The following is a 25,754-nucleotide window of genomic DNA, read 5'->3' on the forward strand; positions in this document are numbered from 1 at the left end:
GCGTCAGACCCGGTCGAGCGGGGCGGCCGGGGCGTGCCCGGGGATGTGCTGGACGCCGATCCGCTTGCGGAACACCCAGTACGTCCAGCCCTGGTAGAGCAGCACCAGCGGGGTGAACACCGCCGCCACGACGGTCATCAGCTTCAGCGTGTACGGCGAGGAGGCGGCGTTGGAGACGGTCAGGCTCCAGCCGGCGTTCAGGGTGGACGGCATGACGTTCGGGAAGAGCGCCAGGAAGAGCATCGCCACGGCGGCCACGATCGTCGCCCCGGAGAGGACGAACGCCCAGCCCTCGCGGCCGAGCTGGTTGGCGACCAGGGCTCCGGCCAGGGCCAGGACGGCGATCACCAGGGCGGCGAGGCTGCGGCCGTTGCCGCTGTCCGCCTGGGTCCAGAGCAGGAAGACCAGCGCCAGCACGGCGGTGGCCAGGCCGGCCTGCAGGGCGGCCCGGCGGGCCCGCTCGCGGATCTCGCCGACCGTCTTGAGCGCGGCGAACACCGAGCCGTGGAAGGTGAACAGGGCGAGCGTCACCAGGCCGCCGAGCAGCGCGTACGGGTTCAGCAGGTCCCCGAGGGTGCCGACGTAGTTCTTCTGCGCGTCGATGTCCACGCCGCGCACGATGTTGGCGAAGGCCACGCCCCAGAGGAAGGCCGGCAGGAGGGAGGTCCAGAAGATGGCCTCCTCCCAGTTCCGCTGCCAGCGGGCGCCGTCGCGCTTGGCCCGGTACTCGAAGGCCACGCCGCGCACGATCAGGCAGACCAGGATCACCAGCAGCGGGACGTAGAAGCCGCTGAAGAGCGTCGCGTACCAGTCCGGGAAGGCGGCGAAGGTGGCGCCGCCGGCGGTCAGCAGCCAGACCTCGTTGCCGTCCCAGACCGGGCCGATGGTGTTGATCAGGACCCGTCTCTCGGCGGTGTCGCGGGCCAGGCCCTTGGTCAGGATGCCGATCCCGAAGTCGAAGCCCTCCAGGAAGAAGTAGCCGATCCACAGGACCGCGATCAGCACGAACCAGACGTCGTGGAGTTGCATGTCAGATCCTCAGTTCCGCAGTGGTCCTCAGTGCCCCGTGTCCCGGTGCCTCAGTAGGCGAAGGCGAGCGGCTTGTCGGCGTCCTCGTCCGAGGACGGTCCGCGCAGCGAGGGGACCTCGGTGGGCGGCTCCTCGGTCACCACCGGTCCGGCCTTGGCGTACTTGACCAGCAGTCGGACCTCGACGACCGCGAGGACCGCGTACAGCGTGGTGAAGGTGGCCAGCGCCCCGATCTGGGTGCCGACGCCGACGTTGGGGGAGACCGCGCTGGAGGTGGTCATCAGGCCGAAGACGGCCCAGGGCTGGCGGCCCATCTCGGTGAAGATCCAGCCGAAGCTGTTGGCGATCAGCGGGAAGCCCATGGTCAGGATGCCGATCCGCCAGCTCCACGTGGTCAGCAGCGGGCTGAGTTCGCGTCCGGGGGTGAGCATCAGCCGGGGCACCTCGGTGTCGCCGGTGCGGAACGCGGGGCGCAGGAAGAGCTTCTTCCGGGTGGTCCAGAGGCCGATCAGGCCGGCCACGAAGGAGGTCATCCCGAAGCCGATCATGAGGCGGAAGCCCCAGTAGGTGACGAAGATGCTCGGGATGTAGTCCTTGGGGTCGCCGCCGTGCAGCGCGGCCTCGGCGGCCGCGGTGTCGTTGATGCCGGGGACGGAGGAGCTGAAGTCGCTGTGGGCGAGGAAGGACAGCACCCCGGGGACCTCCAGGGCGACCGAGTTGTGGCCCTTGCCGACGTCGCCGACCGCGAAGACGGAGAACGGCGCGGGCGACTGGGTGTCCCACAGGGCCTCGGCGGCGGCCATCTTCATCGGCTGCTGCTCGAACATGACCTTGCCCAGCTCGTCGCCGCTGAGCGCGGTGCCGGCGCCGAAGACCACGGCGAGCACCAGGCCGAGCCGCAGCGAGGTGCGCATCGAGGCGGTCTTCCTCGCGTCGGCGGTCTCCGGCCTGCGCTTGGCCTTCCAGAGGTGGAAGGAGGAGATGCCGACCATGAAGGCGGCGCCGGTGAGGAAGGCGGCGGTCAGGGTGTGGGCGACGACGGTGAGGGTGGTGTTCTGGAACAGCACCTTGGTGATGTCGGTCAGCTGCGCCTTGCCGGTGGCCGGGTCTATCGCGTACCCGACGGGGTGCTGCATCCAGGAGTTGGCGGCCAGGATGAAGTAGGCGGAGAGCACGGTGCCCAGCGCGACCATCCAGATGCAGGCGCAGTGGATCTTCCTCGGCAGCTTGTCCCAGCCGAAGATCCACAGGCCGATGAAGGTGGACTCGAAGAAGAAGGCGATCAGCGCCTCCATCGCGAGCGGGGCGCCGAAGACGTCACCGACGAAGCGGGAGTAGTCGGACCAGTTCATGCCGAACTGGAACTCCTGGACGATTCCGGTGACGACGCCCATCGCGATGTTGATGAGGAAGAGCTTTCCCCAGAACTTGGTCGCGTGGAAGTACTTCTCCTTGTTCGTCCGCACCCAGGCGGTCTCCAGACCGGCCACGACCGCGGCCAGGCTGATCGTGAGCGGAACGAAGAGGAAGTGGTAGACGGTGGTGATGCCGAATTGCCATCGCGCAATGGTCTCGTGAGCGATTGCCAGTTCCACGTCGCCCTCTCTCCCAACCGGCCCGCACGTTCGACGGGCGTATTCCGGACGAACTTCTTGTGTAGCCGTAGACCGTCGCCAAGCCGTGCAAGCTTGTCCGCTTGTGAACGTGAACACGTTCACAAGGGCCAGTATCCACCATCCTTACGGGGGAACTGCAGGTGGGGTGGGGTTGACGGACCTGTGCGGTGCGTCACGGTTTGCCGCGCGGTGCGCACAGTCTGCGGACCCGGCCCCGGCCGGGGCAACGAACGACCGGGCGGATGCGGACGGGCTCTTGGCCGAACCGGCGCTTGACAGGCGGACGGCCCGTTTGCCACCGCGAGCGAAGCGAGCTAGGACCCCCGCCCGGTCGGGCGGGGGCCGAGGGCGCGGTGGCCCCGGTCAGGCGCGGCCGAGGAGCTGGGTGCCCGAGGTGGAGTCGGCGCGGACGGTGAAGAACTCGGTGAAGCCGTGCAGGAACTCCTCCCGGGTGATCCGGCCGTCCCCGTCCGTGTCCAACTGGCGGAAACCGTGCGACAGCTCTACCGGGTGCACCCGCGGGCCGCCGAACACCGCGCGGTACTCGTCGAACTCCAGGAAGCCGCTGCCGTCGGTGTCGGCGGCGGTGAACACCGCCCGCAGCGCGGGCAGCAGCCCCTGCTCCAGGTAGGCCCCGTCCCGGTCGCAGCCGGCCACGGTGGCCGCCACGAACTCCTCCCGGCTGACCTTCCCGTCGCCGTTCGCGTCCATCCCCGCGCGCAGCTGCTCCCACCAGCCCTCGAAGGCCTCGTGCACCCGGGCCTCACCGGCCTCGTCCAGCTCCAGCCGCCAGCAGACGTTGTGCGCCATCGCCCGCAGGTCGTGCACGGTGACGAAGCCGTCGCCGGTCTGGTCCAGCACCTCGCGGAAGAACCGGTCCAGCCGGAGCCCGCGGGTGTCTCGCTGCGGGCGGTAGCGGCGCTTGCCCGGATCTGCCCGTTCCGCGGAGCGGTAGCGCAGCCGGTCCGGGAGCCGGGCGACGAGCATCCCGGCACCGCGGTGCAGCACCAGGGACAGCAGCGCGCCGCGCCGGGTCGCGGCCAGCCCGAACCGCTCCCGGACCACCGGTGGCAGGTCGGCCACCGTCAGCTCGGTGATCACCCGGGCGACGACGCCCCGGACCACCCGCCAGCCGGCGTCCCCGAGGAACCACAGCCGCCGCGGCCTGGGCGCCTCGCGCAGCAGGTCGCCCATCAGGTAGCGCGCCGCCTCGGTGAACTCCAGCTTCTCGCGGGCGTACCGGGCGAAGTAGGCTGGCAAGTCCTCCGCCGTGGGCGGCAGTTCACCCTCGGGAAGGTCGAAGGCGGCCACCGCCTCCTTGAACTCGGCGTAGGCCTGGTCGAGTTGGTCGGCGTCGTACGGGTCCCCGCCGAGTCGGCGCATGGTGGCCACGCACTCGAAGAGCGTCAGCAGCACCCACGCCCTGGTCCCGGCGTCCCGGGCGTCATAGGGCCGCCCGTCCGGCCCTGTCCCCCGGATCCGCTTGTGCGCCCGGTCCAGCCGCGCGATCTCCCGCCGCAGCGTCTCCGCGTCCTGGTAGAACAGCCGCCGCCCGCTCCCCAGTGTGTGCTCCACCCGCCGCCACGGGTGCGCCCGGTACGTCGAGTGCTCCGCCATCCCGGCCCCGACCACCGGATCCGCCGCCTGCAGCACCAACAGCCGCCACGCGACCAGGGCGATCCGCCACTCTGAGAGGTCACGCCTGAACGACGCCCCGGGCTCAGCCACGGCGCTCGCCGGTGATCTCCGGCCCGATCACGAAACCCTTGGCCGGGCCCTCGGGGATCACGGCCTCCTTGCCGTAGGGGACTCGGGTCGAGGAGGCGTACGCACCGCGCTCGCGGTCGGGCTCGGTGAGGACGGTGACGGCACCGCCGTCGTCGTAGTCGTCGATGATCACGTACACCGGGATGCCGGCGCGGGCGTAGGCACGGTGCTTGAGGACGTGGTCACGCTTGCGGTTGTCGGCACCGGGCGAGACGGTCTCGACGACCAGCGGTACACCGGATGCCAGGAGCCCCAAGCCTTCGGGGTGCTCGATCTCGTCGACGTCGTCGGGCACGACGAAGACATTCGGAATGAGCACCTTGAGACCGGCGATGACGTTGCCGTCCTGCGCCGGCCCGTAGCCGGAATCCCTCAGATGGTCACAAAGGGCCCGTCCCAGTCGCCTGTTGACAGTGAAGTGACGGGTGCCGCCGGTGGGTGACAACGTGATCGTCCCCTCGATGATCTCCGCGCGAAAGCCCTCTGGCACGTCCATGGACTTCCATGTCTGCCACAGCAACTGGTCCAGGTTCACGACGGTCACCTCAGCAACGAGCGCGCTCACGGGGACACCCCTCTTCCCGTCCAGTGTGGTCAGCCCGTGCGAGTCCGCACAAGCAACGGCAGCACGGTCGCACACGACCGGGGGGCCGGTCGGGTGATCGGCGATCGGTTCACTCGATCGGGGCGTTTGGGGCCCGGAAACGCCGGAACCGCAGGGCGGCCGGGAGGTGGCCGGCCCTGCGGTTCCGGGTGGTCGCGGTGCGGTGCGGTTCGCGGCCTCCTCCCGAGCGGACGCGAACCGGGTGGATCAGGAGGTGGAGCGGGTGGCCGACTTGCGGCGGGAGACGTAGAGGGCGGCGACGCCGAGGCTGATGGCGAGGCCGGAGCCAAGGGCCAGGTACGGGGTGGCCGGGCCGGCACCGGTCGCGGCGAGCTCGGTGGTCGAGCCGGTGGTCGAACCGGTGGTGACCGCCTGCGAGGTGGTCGCGGTGGTCGAGTCGGTCGAGGTCGCCGCCCGGTTCGAGGTGGTGGCGGCCGAGTCCTTGGTGGTGTCCGAGGCCGGGGTGACGGTGGTCGGCTGCTCGACGGGCTTCTGCACCGGCTGCTGCACCGGCTTCTCGACCGGCTTCTCCACGGGCTTCTCGACCGGCTGCTCCACCGGCTTCGAGGCGGCCGCCTTCGCGTCCGCGAGCGCCTTGTCGGCGGCGGTCTTGGTGGCCAGCGCGGTCCTGGTGGCCTCCTGCGCGTCGAAGATCCGCCGGAACGCCTCGACCTTGGCGTCGTCCAACGCCTTGGCGGCCGCGGTCACGGCGGCCTTGGCCTTCTCGTCCGCGGCGATGGCCGCGTTGGCGACGTCGAACGCCTTCAGCATCCGCTCCTTGGCCCCGGGAAGGTCCTCCTCCTTGGCGGAGCCGTACGCCCGAGCCGCGTCCTCGGCCTCCTTGTTGGCGGCGTCCTTGGCGGTGGCGGCCTTCGCCGCGGCGGCCTTGGCCTCCTGGTACGTGCTCAGGTAGGGCTCCGGCTTGTCCAGGAAGGCGGAGACCTCGGCCCTGACCTTGGCCTCGCCGGCCACGGCGGCCTCGTAGGCCTTGGCCGCGTCGGCGGCGGCTTTCTCCAGCTCGGCGATCGAGCTGTCGTTCCCGGTCTGCGCCGCCGGAGCCGATGCCGCGAAGGCGGGTGCCGCGGAGACCATCGCTGCGGGCGAGATCACGGCGGCGATGACGGCGGCCGAGACCAGCGAGCGGCGGAGTTTCACGATGACCCCTTTCGGGTCGGAAAGAAAGCAAAGGCCTTGGTCCGGACGGGTCGTCACGGCCAGGCGGTGCTGATCATAGGCAGACGCTTTCTTTACGCTCCATGCCGGTTTCCGGCAATGATCGCGCCCTCGAATTTCCTGGTCCGCAGCAGAATTGACGAGTCGACAATTCTCCGGGACGGGGCGCTCAGAACGGCCGGTCGCAGTTGTTGGGCAGTTCGACCCGGAACGTCGCGCCCTCGCCGGGCGCGGTGTCCAGGCTGAGGGTCCCGCCGTGCGCGCGGGTGAGGGCGGTGGCGATGGCGAGGCCGAGGCCGGCGCCGCCGCCCTTGTCGCGGCTGCGCGAGGCGTCGACCCGGAAGAAGCGGTCGAAGACCCGCTGGGCCTGCTCCTCCGTGAGGCCCGGGCCGGTGTCGGCGACCTCCAGCAGGCAGACGCCGCCGGGCCCGGCGCCCACCCCGATCCGCACCGGGGTGCCGGCCGGGGTGTGCTTGACCGCGTTGCCGACCAGGTTGGTCACCACCTGCCGCAGCCGTGCCTCGTCGCCGAGGACGGGCGCCGCGCCGGGCGCGCCCGTGCCGGAGGGGCCGGTGAGCGCGACGGGCCGGCTGGGGTCGAGCGCGGTGAGGTCGTGCAGGGCGTCGGCGGCGAGGGTGCGCAGGTCCATCGGGGCGAGGTCGAGCGGGCGTTCCTCGTCCAGCCGGGCGAGCACCAGCAGGTCCTCGACCAGGGCGCCCATCCGGTCGGCCTCGCTCTCGATCCGGGTCATGGTGCGCTTGACGTCCGCCTCAGTGGGCAGCGCGCCCATCCGGTACAGCTCGGCGAAGCCGCGGATCCCGGCCAGCGGGGTGCGCAGCTCGTGCGAGGCGTCGGCGACGAAGCGCCGCATCCGGGCCTCGGACTCGGCGCGGGCCGCGAAGGCCGCCTCGATCTGGGTGAGCATCCCGTTGAGCGCGACCGACAGCCGTCCGACCTCCGTGCCCGGGGAGAGTTCGGGCATCCGGTGCGACAGCTCGCCGGCCGCGATCCGCTCGGCGCCCTCCTCGATCCGCCGCAGCGGCCGCAGCCCGGCCCGTACCGCGAAGAAGCCGAGGGCGGCGATCAGCAGCAGGACGGCGCCGCCGATGGCCAGGAAGGAGGTGCGCAGCTTGCCGAGGGTGGCGTCGATGTCCTCGCGGGAGACGGCGACCATGACGTGGGTCGGGGTGGCCGTCGGGGAGGCGTACGCGTTGGCGCCGACGGCCGGACCGCGGGGGGCCTGGAGCGGCAGCACCAGCACCCGCCAGCGGTGCTCGCCGCGCTGGTCGGGCAGGTCGAAGGGGACGTCGGGGGCGGTCCGCGCCGGGTCCAGGCCGGCCAGCTGCGGCGCCGGGTCGGTGTCCGCGACGGGCTGGCGCATCACCGCCTGGACCTTGCCGTCCGCGGAGAGGTACTGCACCAGGTACTGGCTGGGCAGCATGATCCGCCGGCCGGTGACGGCGGGCCGGCCGGGGTTGGGGGTGGACACCTGGGCCGGGGGCTTGCGGGACAGCGGCAGCCCGTACCGCTGGAGCTGCTCGTCGAGCTGCTCCACCAGCTGGCTCCGGACGGTGCCGACGACGAAGCCGTCGCTGACCGCGAGGCCGGTGGTGACCAGCGCCAGTGCGAGCACCAGCAGCCGGGCGCGCAGCGACAGCCGTGAGGTGAACCGGGCGAACACGTGCGGCGGTACCGGTCAGCCCTGCGGGGGGCGGCGCAGTGCGTAGCCGATGCCGCGCACGGTGTGGATCAGCTTGGGGCCGTGCGCCGGGCCGGAGTCGAGCTTGCGGCGCAGGTAGGAGATGTACGACTCGACGATGGAGAGGTCGCCGCCGAAGTCGTAGGCCCAGACGTGGTCGAGGATCTGCGCCTTGGAGACCACCCGGCCGACGTTGGCCATCAGGTAGTGCAGGAGCTTGAACTCGGTCGGGGAGAGCGAGACCGGGGTGCCGCTGCGGGTGACCTCGTGGGCGACCGGGTCGAGGCTGAGGTCGGCGACGACCAGGCGGCCGTCCTCGGCGGGCCCGCCGGCCCGGCGCAGGATGGCGCGGATCCGGGCGATCAGCTCTTCGAGGCTGAACGGCTTGGTGACGTAGTCGTCCGCGCCCGCGGCGAGGCCCTGGACCTTGTCGCCGACGCCGTCCTTGGCGGTGAGGAAGAGCACCGGCAGGTGGTCGCCGGGGTGCCCGTGCGCCGGCCCGGCTATCTGGCCGCGGCTGGTGCGCTCGCGCAGCTTCTCGACGACGGTGAAGCCGTCGAGGTCGGGGAGCATCACGTCGAGCACGACCAGGTCGGGGCGCTCGGCCGCGATCAGTTCGAGCGCCTCGGTGCCGCTGGCGGCGGAGGCGACCCGGAAGCCGGAGAAGCGCAGCGAGGCGGAGAGCAGTTCGCGGATGTTGGGCTCGTCGTCCACGACGAGCAGGAACGCCTCGCCCTGGCCCCCGGCCACCGTGGAGCCGCCTGGTGTGGTGACAGTGCCTTGCACGGGGCTTCGGCCTCCCGGTCGGACGATGACGTTCAGCATGAGGCTAGCTCTCGGAGGCTACGCGGCATGGATGAATGTTGGATTAACACCTTATCGGTCGGTTTTGCGACGACAAGGCCATAGCGGGGCGCTCGGTGGTGTGCGGACGGGCGTGAACACGCCCGGTGCGCCCCCGGACAACAGTGCCCGCCCCTGCCCGGTCGCCGGTATGACCTGGCTCACTCCCCCGCGCCCGGAGCCCCGACCGGCGGGTGCAGGTCGGCCCACGGACGGAGCTTCTCCGGGTTGCGCACCGCCCAGATGTGGGTGATCCGGTCGTCGGCGATCCGGAAGGCGATCACCGTGACCGTGACGCCGCCCTGCCGGGCGACCAGGCCGGGCAGGCCGTTGACGGTGCACTCCAGCAGCGTCGTCGCGGGCGCCAGGCGGGCGATCTCCAGGTAGGCGCGGGCGATCCGTTCGTTCCCCGACAGCGGGTGCGGCAGGGCGCCGACCAGGCCGCCGCTGTCGGCGATCACGGTGGCGCCGGGATCGAGCACGCCCATCAGCGACCTCAGGTCCTTCGCCTCCCACGCCCGTTTGAACTCCCGCACCACGGCCGCCTGCGCGCCCGTCGGCACCGCCGGGGCCTGCGCGACGCGGATCCGGCGGCGGGCCGAGGTGGCCAGCTGGCGGCAGGCGGCCGGCGAGCGGCCGACGATCGCGGCCACCTCGGCGAAGGGGTACCGGAAGACGTCGTGCAGGACGAAGGCGACGCGTTCGGCCGGCGTCATGGACTCCAGGACGACGAGGAAGGCCATGCTGACCGACTCGTCCAGGGTGATCCGGTCCGCCGGGTCCGCCGCCGCGGTCGTCGCGGCGGACGTCCACTCCCGGCCCTCCGGCAGCGGCTCGGGGATCCACTCGCCCACGTAGCGCTCCCGCCGCACTCTGGCCGAGCCGAGGACGTTGAGGCAGATCCGGCTGGCGACCGTCGTCAGCCAGCCGCCGGGGGAGCCGATCGCCTCCCGCTCCCGCCGGGGCATCGCGTACCAGCGGGCGTAGGTCTCCTGCACCACGTCCTCGGCGTCGGCCAGCGAGCCGAGCAGCCGGTACGCAAGATTGATCAACCGCCGCCGCTCGCCCATGATCGCGCCCGGACCCTCGTCCCGCACCGGCCCCCGCCCCTTCGCCTCGTCGTCGGACTCCTCACCCATCTGACAGGACCGCGCAGCGGAATGTGACGCCTTTGCCGTCACCTCACATCCCGGACCGCTGTCCTGTCGTACCGCTCGAAGGCGAACAACCGAGACGGAGGAACCCGATGGACGACTTCCGAGCGACCGCCGACCTGGTCGAGATCCAGGCGCTGCAGGCCGAGTTCACCGATGCCGTGATGATGCGCGACCGCTCCCGGCTCTCGCGGCTGTTCACCCCCGACGGCGCGCTGCGGATGCCGAACGTCCCGGTCGAGCTGGTCGGCCGCGAGCAGATCCGCGTCGGGGGCGAGAAGCTGCAGGAGCAGTGGGACTTCTTCGTCCAGAACACCCACCCGGGCGCGATCCGGATCGACGGCGACACCGCGACCGGTCGCGCTTACCTGTTCGAGCTCGCCCGTCTGAAGAACGGCTTCCAGGGGCTCAACCACGCCGTCTACCACGACCGTTACCGGCGCACCGAGGACGGCTGGCGGATCACCGAGCGGGTCTACGAGGTGCGGTACCTCGACACCACCCCGCTGACCGGCTCGGCGCCGGAGTCGCCCCGGGTGTCGTTCACCGACCCGGCCCCGGCCGAGCGGCTGGAGCGGGCGGCGGCCGCCCTGACGGCCAACGGCTTCACCGTCGAGGTCCTGGACGGCCTCCCCGCCGCGCGCGCCCGGGTCGACGAGCTGATCCCGGAGGGCGCGGGCGTCTTCACCGGCGCCAGCGAGACCCTCCGGCTCGCCGGCATCGACGAGGACGTCAACGCCGGCATCCGCTACCGGGCGGTCAAGCCGCGGGTGACGGCCATGGACCGGGCCACCGAGGGCGACGGCATCCGGCGGGCGGTCGCCACGCCCGACGTCGTGCTGGGCAGCGTCGCCGCCGTCACCGAGACCGGCTCGCTCGTCGTGGCCTCCGGCACCGGCAGCCAGCTGCCCGCCTACGCGGGCGGCGCCGGCCGGGCGATCTGGGTCGTCGGCGCGCAGAAGGTGGTCCCCGACCTGCCGACCGCCCTGCGCCGGGTCGAGGAGCACGCGCTGCCGCTGGAGTCCGCCCGGGCCGAGGCCGCGTACGGGCACCCCAGCGCCGTCAGCCAGCTCCTGGTCCTCAACGCGCCCGCCCGGATGACCCCGGGCACCGTCCTGCTCCTGCGCGAGGCCGTCGGCTACTGACCGGGCCCCGCAGCAATCGGCCTGTACGCCGGGTTCTGTCTCCCGAGTACCGCACCGGCGCAGGAAGTCGGCCGGGCCGGCTTCCTGCGCCGGGCCCTACGGCTCCAGCCGGTGCGGCCCCCGGAAGAGGAAGGTCGCCTCGCGGATCGACGGCAGGCCGAGGGCGAGCATCAGCAGCCGGCCGAGGCCGAGACCGAGACCGCCGTGCGGCGGGGTGCCGTAGCGGAAGCAGTCCAGGTAGCCGGAGAGCGGCCCGGTGTCCATGCCCTTCTCGTGGGCCTGCGCGACCAGCCGGTCGTACCGGTGCTCGCGCTGGGCGCCGGTGGTGATCTCCACGCCCTTCCACAGCAGGTCGAAGGACTCGGTGACGGTCGGGTCGTCCTCCGGTCGCAGGTGGTAGAACGGCCGCACGGAGGCCGGGAACCGGGTGACGAAGACGAACTGGTGCCCGGTCTCCTCGGCGATCAGGGCGCACAGCGTCCGCTCGCCCTCGGGGTCGAGGTCGTCCTTGACGCCCTCCGGGTCCCAGCCGGTGGCGCGGAGCCGGGCCAGCGCGTCGGCCATCGTGATCCGCGGGAACGGCAGTTCCGGTACGACGACCTCCGTGCCGAAGTGCTCGGCGATCGCCCCGCCGTGTCGCTCGGCCACGGCGGCGAGGACACGGTGCAGCATCCGCTCCTCGAAGGCCATCACGTCCTCGACGCCGTCGATCCAGGCGATCTCGACGTCGACGCCGGTGAACTCGGTGGCGTGCCGGGAGGTGAAGGACGGCTCGGCCCGGAACACCGGCCCGATCTCGAAGACCCTGTCGATGCCGCCGGCGATCGCCATCTGCTTGTAGAACTGCGGCGACTGGGCGAGGTAGGCCGTCCGGCCGAAGTAGCCGACCTCGAACACCTCGGCGCCGGACTCGGAGGCCGTGCCCATCAGCTTCGGCGTGTGCAGCTCGGTGAACCCCTCTTCGGCGGTCACCTCGCGCATCGCCCGCTCGACGGTGGTCTGGACGTCGAACACCAGGTGCTGGGCGGGGCGCCGGATGTCGAGGAAGCGCCAGTCCAGGCGCTGGTCGATGCCGGTCTTCTCGTCGATCGGCAGCTTCGGCTCGGCGAGCGAGACGATCTCCACGCGGGACGGGACGATCTCCAGACCGCCGAGCTTGACCTGCGGGTTCGCGACCACCTTGCCGGTGATCTTCACCGCGGACTCCGGCGTGACCTGCTCGAACGCGGCCTCGATGACGTCGCCGTCGCCACCGCGCGGGTGGGTGACCTGGACGAGGCCGGTGTGGTCGCGGACCAGGACGAACTGGATCCGCCGCTGCAGCCGCAGCGTGTTCACCCAGCCGTAGACGGTGACCGTCTCCTCGATGCGCGCGTGGAGGTCAGCGACGAGGGTGCGCGTCATGGCGGCAACTCCCTGGGTTGCGGGCGCGTTGGTCGCGCCGACGACGAGCGGTAAACGGCCGCTCGGGGGAACGCGCCCACCATAGACGGTCAAGATCGCGGAAGTCGCCCGGTTTTCCGGCGGTACCCTCCCGGCGGCTCGGGACGGTACGGCCTCCTCAGCCCATGCCGAACGAGTCGTGGACCGGGCGCACCTCCACCGCCACGACGTGGAAGTCGAGGACCCGCGCGGCGATCTCCCGCGCCCGCTCCGGGTTCGCGCAGTCGATCACGTAGTAGGCGGTCAGGTGCTCGGCCGCCGCCGCGAAGGGCCCGGCCGTGGCGGTCGCCCCGTCCGGTGCCTGCGACCCGTCCGACCCGTCCGACCCGTCCGACCCGTCCGAACCGCCGCCGTTCCGGCGGAGCGTGGTCGTGTCCGTCGGATACGCCAGCCCCGCGCCGTTCAGCATCTCGCCCGAGCCCTCCAGGTCCCGGTGGAGCGCCTCGTGCCGCCGGAACACGTCCGCCCGCTGCTCGGTGGTCATCGCCGCGGTCGCCGCCGGATCGGCGTACATCAGCACCATGAACCTCATGGCGCGATCCTCGCACCGGAACGCCCGGGTTCCGCGGCTCACCGCACCGGTGGCCCGACGGTCGGATGCGCACCGCGGGCGCGGCTGCCCGGGGTGGTGGCGGTCCCTCGCGTGGGTGGGCACGAGGGGCCGCGGGGGCGGACGGCCCGGGGGCGCGGGTCAGAGGGTCCAGTCGAGGACGGTGCCGTCCGGGGCGGTGTAGCCGATGCGCTGGACGTCCGGACCGGCTTCGAGGGTGAACCACTCGCGGCGAGGGCGGTTGTGGGCGAGCCAGCTCTTGTGGGCGGCGTCGACGTCCCCGGGGGCCGCGAGGGCGTGGAGGCCCGCCCAGAAGGAGAAGCCGGGGTCGTCCAGGACGCGCGGGTCGGCCTCCGGGGCCGCCGGTGCGGGCGCCCCGCCGGGGTGCAGCGGCGCGAGGGCGGCCGGGCGGGGGAGGAAGCGGCCGACCGCACGACCGTCGGGCAGCCTGGTGAGTCGGGCGACCGCGCCGCCGATCGGGACGACGATGAGTCCGCCCGGCGCGCACTGGTCGAGCCAGGCCCGGGGGACGCGGCGGACCTCGCCGGTGGCGATGATCCGGTCGTACGGCGCGGCGGCCGGGTGCCCGTCCACGCCGTCGGCCCGGACGACGGACGGTGCCAGGCCGGACTCGGCCAGGCGGGCGCGGGCGGTGTCGACCGGACGCTCGGTGCGGTCGGTCGAGGTGACGGCGGCCGCGCCGGCGAGGTGGCAGAGCAGGGCCGTCTGGTAGCCGGTGCCGGTCCCGATCTCCAGCACCCGGTCGCCGGGGCGGACGTCCAGCGCGTCGAGCACGTCGGCCAGCAGGCTCGGCAGGGCCGCGGCCGACGTGGCGACTCCGCCGCGCAGGCCGCCCGGCGCGGCGTCCTCCGCGTGCACGCCGTCGATCCCGGTCACCAGCGCCCGGTCGGCGTACACCTCCCGCAGCCAGGAGTCGTCGCCGAAGTCGTCGGCGCGCCACGGCAGATGGAGGCCGCGCTCCTCGCGGTAGAACACCGGGACGAACGGGTGCCGCGGCACCGTGAGGAACGCCTCGACCACCCGGGCGGACAGCCTGGTGCTTCCGCGCTCGATCTCGGAGGCCAAGTCGACCATGGCGCAAAGGAGTTGCTCGTCGGTGTGGAGAACGGTCGGCATGCCCGGTCGGCCCTTTCGTACTCGCGGTCACGGACGTCGGGGCAGACCGGTCAGGTGCTCGACGAAGACCGTCCGGCCGTTTTGCTTTCCCCCGCGACCGGCGCCCCCGATGCTCCCGAAGACGTGAACAGATGGTCAAGACTTGTGAATGGAGGAAATGCTGAATTCGCGGGGCCGGGCGGTCGGTTCGCGTTTCGGGTCTCAGCCGAAGACGGCCGTCGGCTCACCGGTGTACCAGGTGTTGTCGATGCGGAGCCGGCGGATGACCCAGCGGTCACCGTCCCGTACGAGGTCGACCTCGTACGGGTTCTTCAGCAGGGCGTGGGTGCCCCGGTCTGCGGTGAGCAGGTGCTGGGCCTCCACCAGGGCGGTGAGCCGGGCGGTGTCGCCGTCGACGGTGATCCGCGGGTTGGTGACCTGGTGGGTGGTGTCCACCCGGCCGGCGAACATCGCCAGGATGGTGGTGACGATGGTGTCCCGCCCGGACATCAGCGGCGGCTCGGCGCCCCACTTGGCGGCGGCCGGGCGGAAGTCCAGCTCGGCGTCGGCGGCGAAGGCCGAGGCGAACAGCGCCTCGTCCTTGAGGTCCTGTCCCAGGCCGAATCGGTACATCGCGTCGATGATCTCCGCGCGGTCCCTGAGCTCCGCGACGACCGCGGCGGTGTCGTGGGCGGGGGCGGTCAGGGCGCGGTCCCGGGTGACGTCCATGATGTCCTCCTGTGGGGAGCGGTGGGGGCGTGCTGGCGACGCCCTCGATCCTGCGTCGCGCCTGACACGGCATCAACGCGCTCCTGCGCAACGATCGTGAAGTCCCGGTTGACGATGGAGGGGTGGGTGCGCATGCTGGAGCGCCACGAGCTGGAGGCCTTCCTGACGCTCGCCGAGGAACTGCACTTCGGCCGCACCGCCGAGCGGCTGCACGTCTCCACGGCCCGGGTCAGCCAGACGATCGCCAAGCTGGAGCGCCGGATCGGCGTCCCGCTGTTCCACCGCACCAGCCGCCGGGTGGAACTGTCCTCGGTGGGGCGGCAGTTGCAGGCGGAGGTCCGGCCCGCCTGGGAGCTGATCACCGAGGCGTTCGGGCGGGCCGTCGAGGCCGGACGAGGCCTGACCGGGCTGCTGCGGGTCGCCTTCGACGGGCCGGCGGCGGGCCAGCTGCTGGTCGGCGCCGCCCGGGTGTTCCGCGACCGGCACCCGGACTGCGACGTCCGGATCCGCGAGGCGCACCTGCCGGACGTCCTGCCGTGGCTGCGCGCCGGAGAGGTGGACCTGGCGCTGACCGGCCGCCCGGTGCACGCCGAGGGCGTCGCCGAGGGTCCGGTGCTGGTACGGGAGCCCCGCATGCTCGCCGTACCGGCCGGGCACGCCTTCGCCCGCCGCACGGCCGTCTCCGTCGAGGACCTCGCCCGGGTGACCGTGCTGCAGCTCCCCGAGAGCGTGCCGGACTCCCTGCGCGACGACCTCGCGCCGCGCCGGACACCCGCCGGGAAGCCCGTCACGCCCGGCCCGTCGGCCGCGACGCTCAACGAGGCGCTGACCCTGGTCGGCGCGGGCGAGGGCGTCTTCGCCGTCGGCGCCCACGTGCGGCGCTACTTCGCCCGCCCCGACGTCGTCTACGTGCCCTTCGAGGACGCCGCTCCGGTCGAGTGGGGCCTGGTGTGGCTCGCCGAGGGCGCCACCGCCCGCGTCCGGGCCTTCGGCGAGGCCGCCCTCGCCATGGTGCAGGAGCACGCCCCCTGAGCGGTCCGTGGGAAGTCGGCCGGGCCGACTTCCCACGCCGCAGGCGGCTTCCTCAGGACTGCGCCGGCGTGCCGATCGCCCGCGGCCGGCCGGACCACAGCACCGAGCCGAGCAGCATCGCGCCGGGCAGGATCCCGGCGACGACCGCGATCACGGCGACGGGGGCGTCGCAGGCGGCCAGCACCAGGCCGACGACACCGCAGGCCGCCATCCCCGCGGCGAGGACGTGCAGTGCGGGCCTGCGCCAGACGGCCGCGAGGCCGAAGAAGTGCACACCGACCACGAAGGCGATCCACGCGACGCTCGCACGGGGGGTGTGCAGCGCGTTGGAGATCACGAACAGTCCGACCGCGAGGGCCAGCCCCTCGACCGCCACCACGTACCAGTAGCGCCGCCCGAAGCCCGTGCCGCTCGGCGGTCCGCCGTCGCCGACGGCCGCGGCGTCGGTGGTGATGGCGGTGGCGGCGGCAGTAGGCACGGCGGCACGGCCGGCGAACACGATCCGGACGAACGCGAGGATGGCGAGCACCCGCAGCGGAGCGCCGAGGGCGGTCGGCAGGGCCCCCGCGTTCATCTGGACGAAGGCGAGGCCGAAACCGCCGCCGATGAGCCTGCTGACCTGATCTTTTGTCATGATCGTCAGATCTACAGCATGAAGATCATCCCGCATAGCGGGTTCCCGGACTTCCGCCGCTGTCGGCCATCAGGGTCAAGGACGACCCCGCCTTGCTCACCCGCTGGCGTGCCTCGTGAAGCGGCCGAGCCCGTTCGGGCTGAAGTGGTGACACCATTCCCACCCGCCCGGAGAGAACCCCATGAAGATTTCCCGCACGGCGACCGCCACGGCCGCCGCCGTCGCCCTGATCACCGTGGTGTGCGGCGGCTGCTCCAGCAGCACCAAGACGACGACCACGGCGACCACCTCACCCGCGGCGAGCCCCACGGCGACGTCCACGGCGGGCGCCACCGGCAGCCCGACCGCCACGTCGACCTCGACGGAGAGCCCGAGCCCCACCGCCGGAGCCACCGGCGCGGCCGTGGTCGGGGCCGCCACCGTCGGCAAGTTCCAGAACGTCCTGGTCGACTCCCAGGGCAGGACGCTCTACCTGTTCGAGGCGGACACCTCGCCCACCTCGACCTGCTACGACGCCTGCGCCACCGCCTGGCCGCCCCTGCTGACCACCGGCACCCCCACCGCCACCGGCGGTGCCGACCAGGCCAAGATCACCACCACCGCCCGCAAGGACGGCACCTCCCAGGTCGTCTACAACGGCCACCCGCTCTACTACTTCGAGGGCGACACGGCGAAGGGCGACGCCAACGGCCAGGAGTCCAGCGCCTTCGGTGCCAAGTGGTACGTGGTCAACGTCTCGGGCAACAAGGTCGAGGGCGACTGAGCGAATGGCTGACGCCGAACGGCCGTCCCGTCCCCGGCGGCGGGCCCCCGGCCTCCTGTGGGCGCTCCTGCCGGTGGCGGTGACGGCCGGGCTCTTCTGGTACGGCCGGGCGCACACCCCCGACTACACGAGCAGCCTCTTCGGCCGTCGCTACGACGACGCCAACCAGCTCAAGGCCCAGCTCGGCACCGCCCTGCTGGGCCTGGCGGTGGTCCAGCTCCTGCTGGCGCTGTGGATGTACGGCCGGCTGCCGGGCGCGGGCGCCGCGCCCCGCCCGGTCCGGACCGGGCACCGGGTGGTCGGCCTGGGGGCGTTCCTGCTCTCCCTCCCGATCGCCTACCACTGCATCACCGCCTACGGCGTGCAGCTGACGGACAGTCGGATCGCCCTGCACTCGTTCGCCGGGTGCTTCCTCTACGGCGCGTTCGTCGCCAAGGTCATCGTGGTCCGCCACCGCCGCGTGCCGGGCTGGGCCCTGCCCGTCGCAGGTGGCGCGCTGGTCGTCCTGATCGCCCTGCTCTGGTACAGCGCGGCGCTCTGGTACCTCGACGGGGACCACGTGCCCGGCCTGTGAAACCGCCGGCGGCCCCTCGCGAGGAGCGCGGGGCCGCCGGACCGTTCAGCTCTGCCGGGGGAACGCGGAGGTGCGGGTGAGGACCGCGACCGCGACCAGGGCGAGGGCGGAGAGCCCCTGGAGGACGGCGTACCAGGGCGGGCAGAGGCCGGGAATCAGGTCGACGCCGATGAGCGCCAGCGGCATGATCGTCGAGACGGTGCGGAGCCGGTCGAAGTCCCGGTGGGAGCCCTCGGCGGCCCGGTCGGCGAGCCGCAGGAGGAGCGGGGTGACCGCGAGGAGGATCACGCCGCGGAACCACATGAACGAGGTCGCCTCGTGCCCGGTGGACGCCATCACGGCGACCGTTGCGAGGATGACGGCGCTGACGGCGCCGAAGAGCGTGATGCACTTCTTCACCACGGTGAAGCTGTCCCGGGTGGTGGTGGTCGCCATGGTGCTGTTCCCTCCGTGTCGTTGTGGGAACGACGCTACGGAGTGGAGCCGGGCCCCGGTACGGGTCTGGCCCCACCGGCGGGTGGGGCCGGCCACACTCCTCGGGCCGACCCTGCGGGCGCCGGGGGGGTGGTGGTCGGACCGGCACCGCGCCGAGCACGCGCGGAGGCCCTCGACCAGGGAAGGGACGAGGGCCTCGCGCGCGTCAGGCGGGTAAAGGGTCAGCCGCCGGACGGGTTCCTGGGGGCGCCGCCACCGCCACCGGCACCGCCACCGCCGAAGCCACCGCCGCCGAAGCCACCGGCGGCCGCGCCGCCTTCGACGAGCTGGCTGGCGGTGTAACCACCGTTGGCGTCGGGGGTGCCGACGACGGTCACGCTCTGGCCGGGCTGCAGGTCGGCGACCTTGCCCTCCTTGTTGAGCTGGACCTTCGTCGCGTCGCCGGTGGTGATCTTGACGGTGTTTCCGTTGGCGTCGGTCAGGTAGACCGTGGTGCCGTCGACGGCCTTGACCGTGCCCCGGGTGAGACCGGCCTGGCCGCCGCCCTGGCCCTGACCGCCCTGGCCCTGACCGCCCTGGCCGGTCCCGCGGCGGGAACCGTTCTGCCCACCGCCCTGCCCGTACCCGCCCTGGCCGCCCTGGCCCTGACCGCCGTACCCGCCGCCCCCCGCGGGACGCTGGGCACCGGCGGCCGCCGCCGCGGGCCGGGCGGACTTGCCGGCGGAGGAACCGTTGCTCTGCTCGTACCAGACCCCGCCCGCGAACGCGCCGGTGGCGATCACGCCGCCGGCCAGCACCAGGCTGAGCCAGGGCAGCTTCCGCCGGGGCGGCGCGGCCAGCTCGGCGCTCACATCACGGGCGTCCGGCGGGGTGGAGAGCAGGGCGACCTGCTCGGCCGGGGTACTGCTGACCGTGGCGATCTCTTTGCTCATGGGTTGGAGTCCTACTCGTGCCGGAGGGCGTCGATCGGCCGCAGGGAGGCGGCCCGGTTGGCGGGGTAGCTGCCGAAGAACAGCCCGATGGCGACGGCGATGCCGAACGCGCCGAGCACCGATTCGGGGATCACCACCGGCTTGATGCCGACGATGCTGAAGTGCGAGCCGACCATGCCGGCCGCCACGCCCAACCCCGCGCCGATCACCGACAGCAGCGTCGACTCGGTCAGGAACTGCCCGAGGATGACCGCGCGCGGCGCACCGAGCGCCTTGCGGATGCCGATCTCACGCGTCCGCTCGGTGACCGTCACCAGCATGATGTTGGTGATCCCGATCCCGCCGACGAGCAGCGAGATCGCCGCCACCGCGCCGAGCAGCACGGTGAACGTCTTGGTGGTGCTCTCGCGCGCCGTGAGCAGCGAGGCCTGGTTGGTGATCCGGAAGTCGGCCTTGCTCGGGTCGGCGATCGCGTGCGACGCGAGCAGCACCCGGGTGATCTCCGACTGGGCCGCCGTGGTCGAGTCCGCGGAGGCGGCCTGCACCAGGATCTGGTTCACCGTGCCGAAGCCGGTGAAGGCGTTCTGCACCGTCGGCAGCGGGGCGATGACCACGTCGTCCGGGTCGGTGAAGCCGCTGCCGCCCTTGGCCTGCAGCACGCCGACCACGGTGAACGGCGTGCCGCCGAGGACGATCTGCTTGCCGACCGGGTCCTCGGCGTCGAACAGCTGCTTCGCCGTGGTGGCGCCGAGCACGGCGACCTTGCGCGAGCCGAGCACGTCGTCGTTGGTGAAGTACTCGCCCTTCGCGACCTTCTGGTTGGAGGTCTCGAAGTACGCCGGGTAGGTGCCGACGATCGAGCCGGGGCTGTACGAGATGTTCCCGTACAGCGCCGAGCCGGTGGTCGTGACGACCGGGGCCACCGACTTGATCGCCGCGGGGTCGGCGTCGTTCGCCAGCGCCTTGGCGTCGGCGACGGTGAGCTTCTTGACCGAGGACGCGGCCCGGGCGCCGCCCGCCGCCGAACCGGAGCTGACGGTCAGCGAGTTGGTGCCGAGCGAGGTGATCGAGTCCTTGACCGCGACCGACGAGCCGTTGCCGACCGCCAGCAGCAGGATCACCGAGGCGACGCCGATCAGCACGCCGAGCATGGTGAGCGCCGAGCGAACCTTGTTGGCGGCCAGGCCGCCGACCGCGAAGCGGAGTGTCTGCCAGAGGATCACGCGGGCACTCCCAGGTCACGAAGGGCGGGTGGCGGCCCCTCCACCGGAGCCTGCCGGACGTCGCTCACGATCTGCCCGTCGACCAGCCGCAGCACCCGCTTGGCGTGCCGGGCGACCTCGTCCTCGTGGGTGATCAGGACGACCGTGCGGCCGGTGGCGTTGAGCCCGTCGATCAGGCCCAGCACCTCCTCCGTGGAGCGGCTGTCGAGGTTTCCGGTCGGCTCGTCTGCGAGCAGCATCGCGGGGGCGGTGACCAGGGCCCGCGCCACCGCGACGCGCTGCTGCTGGCCGCCGGAGAGCTCGTTGGGCTTGTGCCCGGAGCGCTCGCCGAGGCCGACCAGGGAGAGCGCGGCCAGGGCGCGGCGGCGCCGCTCGGCGGCCCGGACGCCCGCGTAGGCGAGCGGCAGCTCGACCTGGGCGAGGGCGGTGGTGCGCGGGATCAGGTTGAAGGACTGGAAGACGAAGCCGATCTTGCGGTTGCGCACCAGCGAGAGCTGCTGCTCGTCCAGGTGGCCGACGTCGACGCCGTCCAGCAGGTAGCGGCCGGAGGTCGGGACGTCGAGGCAGCCGAGGATGTTCATCAGGGTGGACTTGCCGGATCCCGAGCTGCCCATCACGGCGACGAAGTCGCCCTGCTCGATGTCCAGGCTGACGCCCTGCGGTGCGCCGGTCTCCGGGTCGTCCGGGCCGCGCAGCGCGTGCACGGTGGCGTCGCCGTGCCCGTACGACTTGGTGAGCCGGCGGATCCGGATCACCGGCACGGGCGTCGCGGGGACGCGCTTGTCGATGACGTGACGCATGCTCAGCCCTTACCGCCCCGGCCGCCCCCGCCGCCGCCACCGGCACCGCCCGCACCGCCGCCGCCAGGGAAGACCCCGGCGCCGCCGCCGGCACCGCCGCGGTTGCCGCCGGCGCCCGGGAAGGAGCCGTTCGGGAAGCCGTTGCTGCCGCTGGTGGTGGGGAGTTCGACCTTGTCGCCCTCCTTCAGCCCGGAGACCACCTGGACGGTGCTGTCGCCCTCGACGCCGACCCCGACGGTGACCCGCTCGGTGGCGCCGTTCTCGTGCACCACCGTCGCGGTGCGGGAGGCGCCGGTGCCCGACAGGGCGGAGGTGGGCAGCGAGAGCGCGTTGTCGGCCTCGCCGGTGATCACCTGGACGGTGGCGCTGAGGCCGGTGCGCAGCGCGCTGGTGTCGCCGCTCAGCTGCAGGGTGGCGCCGTACTGGACGGCGGAGGAGCCGGCCGCGCCGCCGGACCCGCTGCTGCTGGGCAGCGAACTGACCGACAGGACGGTCGCGTTGAGCTTGGTGTCGGACTGCGCGTTCAGCGTGACGGTGGCCGCCTCGCCCTTCTTCAGCTTGAGCGAGTCGAGCTCGGAGAAGTTCGCGGTGACCTGCATGCCGGTCGGGTTGGTGAGCACGATGAATCCGCTGGGGGAGCTCGAACCCGTGCTGGTGCCGGTCGACTTGGTGGAGCCGCTGCCGGTGGACCCGGAGGCGGTCGCGCCGACCGTGTCGCCGACCTTGTTGGAGATCGAGGCGACGGTGCCGTCCGTCGAGGCCGTCAGCGTCGTCCCGGCCAGCGCCGCCTGGGCGTTGGAGAGGCTGGTCTGCGCGGTGGCGACCTGCTGCTCGGCCTGGGCCACGGCCGCGTCGTCGACCTTGGTGGTGGTGATGGTGGTGGTCTGCGGGGCGGGCGTACTGCTCCCGCCCGCCCCGCGTCCGCCACCGGCGGTGCCGGACCCGCCCCCGGACCCCCCGGAGGACGGGGCCGGCAGCGGCTCGGTGGTCGTGGTGGTGACCCCGGCCTGCGCCTTGGTGAGGTTGGCGTTGGCCGTGGTGAGGGCCACCCGGGCCGCGTCCACCTGCTGCTGGGCCGCCGTGGTGTCGACGGTGGCGAGCACCTGACCCTTCTTCACGGCGTCCCCGACCGCGACCTTGACCGCGGTGAGCTTGCCACCGGTGATGAAGTCCTGGGCCGCGTCGGTGGGCGAGATCAAGGTGCCGGTTCCGGACACGGTGGCCAGGACCGTTCCCTTGCCGACCGTCGCCGTGCGGGTCGTGGGCTTGGCCGAGGCCGGACCGGAGCTGCCGCTGACCGTGGCGTACACCAGGGCCGCGCCGCCCAGCAGGGCCACGCCGAGCGCGGAGTTGACGAGGACGGCACCGCGCCGCCGTGGGAGCACCTTCATGGCGGACAGCTTCGCGGGGCGCTCTTGCGGAGCCCTGAGCGCAGGCTGGGAGAAGACTGAACGGTCGGATCCGGGCATTCCGGACGGAGTGCCCGCCCCGCGCGACCTGCTTGGCCGCTCCGTGGGCGACCGTTGGCCGAACTCCCAGCCGGCTCCCAGCGATCCACAGCCTTCCGGGAGCGATCCGGGACGGAACCGGGACAACTCCGGGGCGACTCCGGAACGGCCGCGGAACGATTGCGCGAACGACGGCCGAACGGCTCCGGAACGGCTGCGGGAACGGCCGCGGGCAGGAACGCCGCAGGGGCGCGCCGGTGGAGGCGCGCCCCTGCGGGTCCTGCGGGTCCTACGGGTCCTGCCGGCCCCTGCGGCCCCGGAGGGCCGGAGCGGGGGTCAGAGCGACTTGCGGAAGGCCTCGGCCACCGACAGGAAGATCGAGTTGCCCTCGGCCTCCCCGATCGACACCCGCACGCCCTCCGGGAACGGCCGCACGATCACGCCCGCCTCGGTGCAGGCCGCGGCGAACTCCGCCGAGCGCTCGCCGAGCCCGAGCCAGACGAAGTTCGCCTGCGAGTCCGGGATGCCCCAGCCCTGGGCGCGCAGCCCGGCCACCACCCGGTTGCGCTCCTCGACCAGCGCGTCCACCCGCTCCAGCAGCGCCTCCTCGGCGCGCAGCGAGGCGACGGCGGCGTTCTGGGCGAGCTGGGTCACACCGAAGGGGACGGCGGTCTTGCGCAGCGCGGCCGCCACCGGCTCGTGCGCGATCGCGAAACCGACCCGCATGCCCGCCAGGCCGTACGCCTTGGAGAAGGTGCGCAGCACGCAGACGTTGGGGCGGTCGCGGTAGAGGTCGATGCCGTTGGGCACCTCGGCGTCGCGGATGAACTCGATGTAGGCCTCGTCGACGACCACCAGGACGTCGCCGGGGACGGCGTCCAGGAAGCGCTCCAGCTCGGCGCGGTGGATCACGTTGCCGGTGGGGTTGTTGGGGTTGCAGACGAAGATCAGCCGGGTGTTCGGGGTGATCGCGGCGAGCATCGCGTCCAGGTCGTGGTCGCCGGCCTCGGTGATCGGCACCGGGACGGGCGTGGCGCCGGCGATCTGGGTGATGATCGGGTAGGCCTCGAAGGAGCGCCAGGCGAAGATCACCTCGTCGCCCGGGCCGGCCGTGGCGAGGATCAGCGACTGGGCGACGCCGACCGAGCCGGTGCCGGTGGCGATGTGCTCGGCGGGCACGCCGAAGCGCTCGGCCAGCACCGCGGTCAGCTCGCCGACGCCCATGTCGGGGTAGCGGTTGAGCGAGCCGGCGGCCTGGACCGCCGCTTCCAGCACGCCGGGCAGCGGGGCGTACGGGTTCTCGTTCGAGGACAGCTTGTAGGCGTCGGCGCCGGCCGGCTTGCCGGGCTTGTAGGTGGGGATGCCGTCCAGGGTCGGCCGCAGGCGCGGGCCCTGCGCTGACGTACCACTGCTCACGGTCGTACTCCGTTTCCAGAAGTTGCACAACTGTCCGGTGCGCTCGCCCGCCACGGACGGGTTCGCCCCCGTGCCCGGGATCTCCTGACGCGCCCGGACCACCCCGGTCGGGTGCCTTGCACCATACCGACCGCCCTCACCCGTAGGAGTGAGATGCCTGGTCGGGTTACAGGTGCAGATCAGCCATTCTGCCCGGTTCCTTTGGCACATGTCAGAGGTAAGAAGCCTGGTTTCAGGCGGGTATCGAAGGAGCGCACTACGGCTCACTCTTGGAGAAACGTATCTCCGAAGGCTCCCGATGCGCCGGTCACAGACCCTTGTCAGGAGCCATACGATCGGTCCGCCATGACAGCAGCAGCCAACCAGAGCGGTCGGCGACCCACCACCTCACGGCGTCTGGAGCGGGCCGGCATCCGGGATGTGGCGGCAGCCGCCGGAGTGTCGATCACCACCGTCTCCGACGCGCTGAACGGTAAGGGCCGCCTGCCCGACGAGACCCGCAGCCGGGTGCGCGAAGTCGCCGAGCGCCTCGGCTACCGCCCCTCGGCGGCGGCCCGAACCCTGCGCACCGGGCGGTCCGGCCTGATCGGGCTGACCGTCACGACCTACGGCGAAGAGCCCTTCACCTTCACCGAGTTCGCCTACTTCGCCGAGATGGCCCGGGCCGCCACCAGCGCCGCCCTCGGCCGCGGCTACGCGCTGGTGGTGCTGCCCGCCTCCTCGCGCCACGACGTCTGGGGCAACATCGCCCTGGACGGCACCGTGGTGATCGACCCGCCCGACCAGGACCCGCTGGTCAGCGAGCTGTACCGGTCGGGCGTCCCGGTCGTCAGCGACGGCAAGCCGGGCAACTGCCCGGTCACCGCCTGGGTCGACAACGACCACGAGGCCGCCGTCCTCGGCATCCTCGACCACCTCTCCGAAGCCGGCGCCCGCCGGATCGGCCTGCTCACCGGCACCAGCACCGACACCTACACCAGGCTCTCCACCGAGGCCTACCTCGGCTGGTGCACCAAGGTCGGGCAGGAACCGGTGTACGAGGCCTACCCGGCGCACGACCCGGCGGCCGGCGCGGTCGCCGCCGACCGGCTGCTCGCCCGCCCCGACCGGCCGGACGCCGTCTACGGACTGTTCGACCCCAACGGCACGGACCTGCTCGCCGCCGCCCGCCGGTACGGCCTGCGGGTGCCGGACGACCTGCTGCTGGTCTGCTGCAGCGAGAGCGACGTCTACGCGGCCACCGAACCGCCGATCACCACGCTCTCGCTCAAGCCGCGCAAGATCGGCACCACCGTGGTCAACCTGCTCATCGACGCGATCGAGGGCGTGGACTCCGGGACGGGCGTCGACATCGCACGGCTCTTCCCGCCCCGGTTCCGCACCGCCGGCAACAGCCCGCCGCCGGGCACCCTGATGCCGACCGAACTGATCGTCCGCGCGTCCTCCCAACGCCGGAGCCCGCGCACCACCGTCAGCCCGCCCCGCCCCCCGGGCGAGGTCTAGACCGCCGATGCCGACCGGCACCGGCGGGGCACCGGCCGGACGCCTCCCGGGGCGCCGATCGGGGCACGGACCGGGACACCGGCGGGGCCCCCGACCGGCCCCGCCGGACACCGACCGGAGCCGGGC

The 25,754-nt window shown here is 72.6% G+C and carries 24 protein-coding genes; 5 read left to right on the plus strand and 19 right to left on the minus strand.

Annotated elements, in window-relative coordinates; all coding sequences use genetic code 11:
* Positions 1 to 3: 3 nt before the first annotated feature.
* The 8 genes from cydB to sigJ all read right to left on the minus strand — a co-directional run bounded on the left by cydB (position 4) and on the right by sigJ (position 9,870).
* Positions 4 to 1,029 (minus strand): cytochrome d ubiquinol oxidase subunit II, encoded by a 1,026-nt coding sequence (gene cydB, locus ACZ7KX_RS09630; RefSeq protein ID WP_470326008.1) that lies wholly within the window; start codon positions 1,027 to 1,029, stop codon positions 4 to 6.
* A gap of 50 nt (positions 1,030 to 1,079) precedes the next feature.
* Positions 1,080 to 2,624 carry a cytochrome ubiquinol oxidase subunit I gene (locus tag ACZ7KX_RS09635; protein WP_470326009.1) on the minus strand — a complete coding sequence of 515 codons (1,545 nt, stop codon included), beginning with the start codon at positions 2,622 to 2,624 and terminating at the stop codon, positions 1,080 to 1,082.
* 384 nt (positions 2,625 to 3,008) lie between these two features.
* Positions 3,009 to 4,373: an oxygenase MpaB family protein gene (locus tag ACZ7KX_RS09640; protein WP_470326010.1), complete on the minus strand. Its 1,365-nt coding sequence runs from the start codon at positions 4,371 to 4,373 to the stop codon at positions 3,009 to 3,011.
* Positions 4,366 to 4,977, minus strand: coding sequence for a Uma2 family endonuclease (locus tag ACZ7KX_RS09645; RefSeq protein ID WP_470326011.1), 612 nt, complete (start codon positions 4,975 to 4,977; stop codon positions 4,366 to 4,368). Before ACZ7KX_RS09645 ends, ACZ7KX_RS09640 begins: the two co-directional genes overlap by 8 nt.
* A gap of 246 nt (positions 4,978 to 5,223) precedes the next feature.
* Positions 5,224 to 6,171 carry a hypothetical protein gene (locus ACZ7KX_RS09650; RefSeq protein ID WP_470326012.1) on the minus strand — a complete coding sequence of 316 codons (948 nt, stop codon included), beginning with the start codon at positions 6,169 to 6,171 and terminating at the stop codon, positions 5,224 to 5,226.
* Between the two features lie 187 nt (positions 6,172 to 6,358).
* Entirely contained in the window at positions 6,359 to 7,870 is a 1,512-nt protein-coding gene (locus tag ACZ7KX_RS09655) for a sensor histidine kinase (RefSeq protein WP_470326013.1), read from the minus strand.
* Positions 7,871 to 7,885: 15 nt separating this feature from the next.
* Entirely contained in the window at positions 7,886 to 8,713 is an 828-nt protein-coding gene (locus ACZ7KX_RS09660) for a response regulator transcription factor (RefSeq protein WP_396551085.1), read from the minus strand.
* Positions 8,714 to 8,892: 179 nt separating this feature from the next.
* Positions 8,893 to 9,870, minus strand: a complete 978-nt coding sequence (sigJ, locus tag ACZ7KX_RS09665) for an RNA polymerase sigma factor SigJ (protein WP_470326014.1) — start codon at positions 9,868 to 9,870, stop codon at positions 8,893 to 8,895.
* Positions 9,871 to 9,977: 107 nt separating this feature from the next.
* Here sigJ and ACZ7KX_RS09670 point away from each other — a divergent pair, with 107 nt between their 5' ends.
* The gene (locus ACZ7KX_RS09670; protein ID WP_470326015.1) at positions 9,978 to 11,030 is read left to right on the plus strand and encodes a nuclear transport factor 2 family protein; all 1,053 of its coding nucleotides are present in this window, start codon (positions 9,978 to 9,980) and stop codon (positions 11,028 to 11,030) included.
* A gap of 96 nt (positions 11,031 to 11,126) precedes the next feature.
* Here the strand turns inward: ACZ7KX_RS09670 and aspS are convergent, their stop codons facing one another.
* From aspS to ACZ7KX_RS09690, 4 genes are all read right to left on the minus strand, one after another.
* A complete protein-coding gene (gene aspS / locus ACZ7KX_RS09675; RefSeq protein WP_470326016.1) occupies positions 11,127 to 12,434 on the minus strand; it encodes an aspartate--tRNA(Asn) ligase in 1,308 nt (435 codons plus the stop codon).
* Positions 12,435 to 12,591: 157 nt separating this feature from the next.
* Positions 12,592 to 13,005, minus strand: a complete 414-nt coding sequence (locus ACZ7KX_RS09680) for a YciI family protein (protein WP_470326017.1) — start codon at positions 13,003 to 13,005, stop codon at positions 12,592 to 12,594.
* A 159-nt stretch (positions 13,006 to 13,164) separates the two neighbouring features.
* Positions 13,165 to 14,160: a methyltransferase domain-containing protein gene (locus ACZ7KX_RS09685; RefSeq protein WP_470326018.1), complete on the minus strand. Its 996-nt coding sequence runs from the start codon at positions 14,158 to 14,160 to the stop codon at positions 13,165 to 13,167.
* A 201-nt stretch (positions 14,161 to 14,361) separates the two neighbouring features.
* Positions 14,362 to 14,868: a nuclear transport factor 2 family protein gene (locus ACZ7KX_RS09690; RefSeq protein WP_470326019.1), complete on the minus strand. Its 507-nt coding sequence runs from the start codon at positions 14,866 to 14,868 to the stop codon at positions 14,362 to 14,364.
* A gap of 132 nt (positions 14,869 to 15,000) precedes the next feature.
* On the opposite strand from ACZ7KX_RS09690, the gene ACZ7KX_RS09695 reads away from it, so the two are divergent.
* A complete protein-coding gene (locus ACZ7KX_RS09695; RefSeq protein ID WP_470326299.1) occupies positions 15,001 to 15,900 on the plus strand; it encodes a LysR family transcriptional regulator in 900 nt (299 codons plus the stop codon).
* Between the two features lie 52 nt (positions 15,901 to 15,952).
* On the opposite strand, the gene ACZ7KX_RS09700 is transcribed toward ACZ7KX_RS09695, so the two are convergent.
* Positions 15,953 to 16,534: a hypothetical protein gene (locus tag ACZ7KX_RS09700; RefSeq protein ID WP_470326020.1), complete on the minus strand. Its 582-nt coding sequence runs from the start codon at positions 16,532 to 16,534 to the stop codon at positions 15,953 to 15,955.
* A 181-nt stretch (positions 16,535 to 16,715) separates the two neighbouring features.
* Between ACZ7KX_RS09700 and ACZ7KX_RS09705 the strand changes: the two genes are divergently transcribed.
* Positions 16,716 to 17,297 (plus strand): COG4315 family predicted lipoprotein, encoded by a 582-nt coding sequence (locus ACZ7KX_RS09705; protein ID WP_470326021.1) that lies wholly within the window; start codon positions 16,716 to 16,718, stop codon positions 17,295 to 17,297.
* Positions 17,298 to 17,301: 4 nt separating this feature from the next.
* Positions 17,302 to 17,871 (plus strand): DUF6529 family protein, encoded by a 570-nt coding sequence (locus ACZ7KX_RS09710; RefSeq protein ID WP_470326022.1) that lies wholly within the window; start codon positions 17,302 to 17,304, stop codon positions 17,869 to 17,871.
* A gap of 45 nt (positions 17,872 to 17,916) precedes the next feature.
* Here ACZ7KX_RS09710 and ACZ7KX_RS09715 read toward each other — a convergent pair whose 3' ends face one another.
* The 6 genes from ACZ7KX_RS09715 to hisC form a co-directional block, all read right to left on the minus strand.
* Entirely contained in the window at positions 17,917 to 18,306 is a 390-nt protein-coding gene (locus ACZ7KX_RS09715; protein ID WP_470326023.1) for a hypothetical protein, read from the minus strand.
* A gap of 221 nt (positions 18,307 to 18,527) precedes the next feature.
* On the minus strand, positions 18,528 to 19,238 hold the full coding sequence (locus tag ACZ7KX_RS09720; RefSeq protein WP_470326024.1) for a hypothetical protein: 711 nt from the start codon (positions 19,236 to 19,238) through the stop codon (positions 18,528 to 18,530).
* An 11-nt stretch (positions 19,239 to 19,249) separates the two neighbouring features.
* Positions 19,250 to 20,461: an ABC transporter permease gene (locus ACZ7KX_RS09725; RefSeq protein WP_470326025.1), complete on the minus strand. Its 1,212-nt coding sequence runs from the start codon at positions 20,459 to 20,461 to the stop codon at positions 19,250 to 19,252.
* On the minus strand, positions 20,458 to 21,261 hold the full coding sequence (locus ACZ7KX_RS09730; protein ID WP_470326026.1) for an ABC transporter ATP-binding protein: 804 nt from the start codon (positions 21,259 to 21,261) through the stop codon (positions 20,458 to 20,460). The genes ACZ7KX_RS09725 and ACZ7KX_RS09730 overlap by 4 nt, the downstream gene beginning before the upstream one ends.
* A 2-nt stretch (positions 21,262 to 21,263) precedes the next feature.
* Positions 21,264 to 22,652: an efflux RND transporter periplasmic adaptor subunit gene (locus ACZ7KX_RS09735; RefSeq protein ID WP_470326027.1), complete on the minus strand. Its 1,389-nt coding sequence runs from the start codon at positions 22,650 to 22,652 to the stop codon at positions 21,264 to 21,266.
* A 393-nt stretch (positions 22,653 to 23,045) separates the two neighbouring features.
* Positions 23,046 to 24,125 carry a histidinol-phosphate transaminase gene (gene hisC / locus ACZ7KX_RS09740; protein ID WP_470326028.1) on the minus strand — a complete coding sequence of 360 codons (1,080 nt, stop codon included), beginning with the start codon at positions 24,123 to 24,125 and terminating at the stop codon, positions 23,046 to 23,048.
* Positions 24,126 to 24,470: 345 nt separating this feature from the next.
* Here hisC and ACZ7KX_RS09745 point away from each other — a divergent pair, with 345 nt between their 5' ends.
* Positions 24,471 to 25,628 carry a LacI family DNA-binding transcriptional regulator gene (locus ACZ7KX_RS09745; protein ID WP_470326029.1) on the plus strand — a complete coding sequence of 386 codons (1,158 nt, stop codon included), beginning with the start codon at positions 24,471 to 24,473 and terminating at the stop codon, positions 25,626 to 25,628.
* Positions 25,629 to 25,754: the final 126 nt, after the last annotated feature.

Source organism: Kitasatospora sp. NPDC038210, assembly GCF_055600605.1.

Coding starts and splice junctions, on each gene's coding strand:
- cydB (WP_470326008.1), bottom strand. CDS start 1,029: ATGCAACTCCACGACGTCTGGTTCGTGCTGATCGCGGTCCTGTGGATC.
- ACZ7KX_RS09660 (WP_396551085.1), bottom strand. CDS start 8,713: ATGCTGAACGTCATCGTCCGACCGGGAGGCCGAAGCCCCGTGCAAGGC.
- sigJ (WP_470326014.1), bottom strand. CDS start 9,870: ATGGGTGAGGAGTCCGACGACGAGGCGAAGGGGCGGGGGCCGGTGCGG.
- ACZ7KX_RS09670 (WP_470326015.1), top strand. CDS start 9,978: ATGGACGACTTCCGAGCGACCGCCGACCTGGTCGAGATCCAGGCGCTG.
- aspS (WP_470326016.1), bottom strand. CDS start 12,434: ATGACGCGCACCCTCGTCGCTGACCTCCACGCGCGCATCGAGGAGACG.
- ACZ7KX_RS09680 (WP_470326017.1), bottom strand. CDS start 13,005: ATGAGGTTCATGGTGCTGATGTACGCCGATCCGGCGGCGACCGCGGCG.
- ACZ7KX_RS09685 (WP_470326018.1), bottom strand. CDS start 14,160: ATGCCGACCGTTCTCCACACCGACGAGCAACTCCTTTGCGCCATGGTC.
- ACZ7KX_RS09690 (WP_470326019.1), bottom strand. CDS start 14,868: ATGGACGTCACCCGGGACCGCGCCCTGACCGCCCCCGCCCACGACACC.
- ACZ7KX_RS09695 (WP_470326299.1), top strand. CDS start 15,001: ATGCTGGAGCGCCACGAGCTGGAGGCCTTCCTGACGCTCGCCGAGGAA.
- ACZ7KX_RS09700 (WP_470326020.1), bottom strand. CDS start 16,534: ATGACAAAAGATCAGGTCAGCAGGCTCATCGGCGGCGGTTTCGGCCTC.
- ACZ7KX_RS09705 (WP_470326021.1), top strand. CDS start 16,716: ATGAAGATTTCCCGCACGGCGACCGCCACGGCCGCCGCCGTCGCCCTG.
- ACZ7KX_RS09710 (WP_470326022.1), top strand. CDS start 17,302: ATGGCTGACGCCGAACGGCCGTCCCGTCCCCGGCGGCGGGCCCCCGGC.
- ACZ7KX_RS09715 (WP_470326023.1), bottom strand. CDS start 18,306: ATGGCGACCACCACCACCCGGGACAGCTTCACCGTGGTGAAGAAGTGC.
- ACZ7KX_RS09720 (WP_470326024.1), bottom strand. CDS start 19,238: ATGAGCAAAGAGATCGCCACGGTCAGCAGTACCCCGGCCGAGCAGGTC.
- ACZ7KX_RS09730 (WP_470326026.1), bottom strand. CDS start 21,261: ATGCGTCACGTCATCGACAAGCGCGTCCCCGCGACGCCCGTGCCGGTG.
- ACZ7KX_RS09735 (WP_470326027.1), bottom strand. CDS start 22,652: ATGAAGGTGCTCCCACGGCGGCGCGGTGCCGTCCTCGTCAACTCCGCG.
- ACZ7KX_RS09745 (WP_470326029.1), top strand. CDS start 24,471: ATGACAGCAGCAGCCAACCAGAGCGGTCGGCGACCCACCACCTCACGG.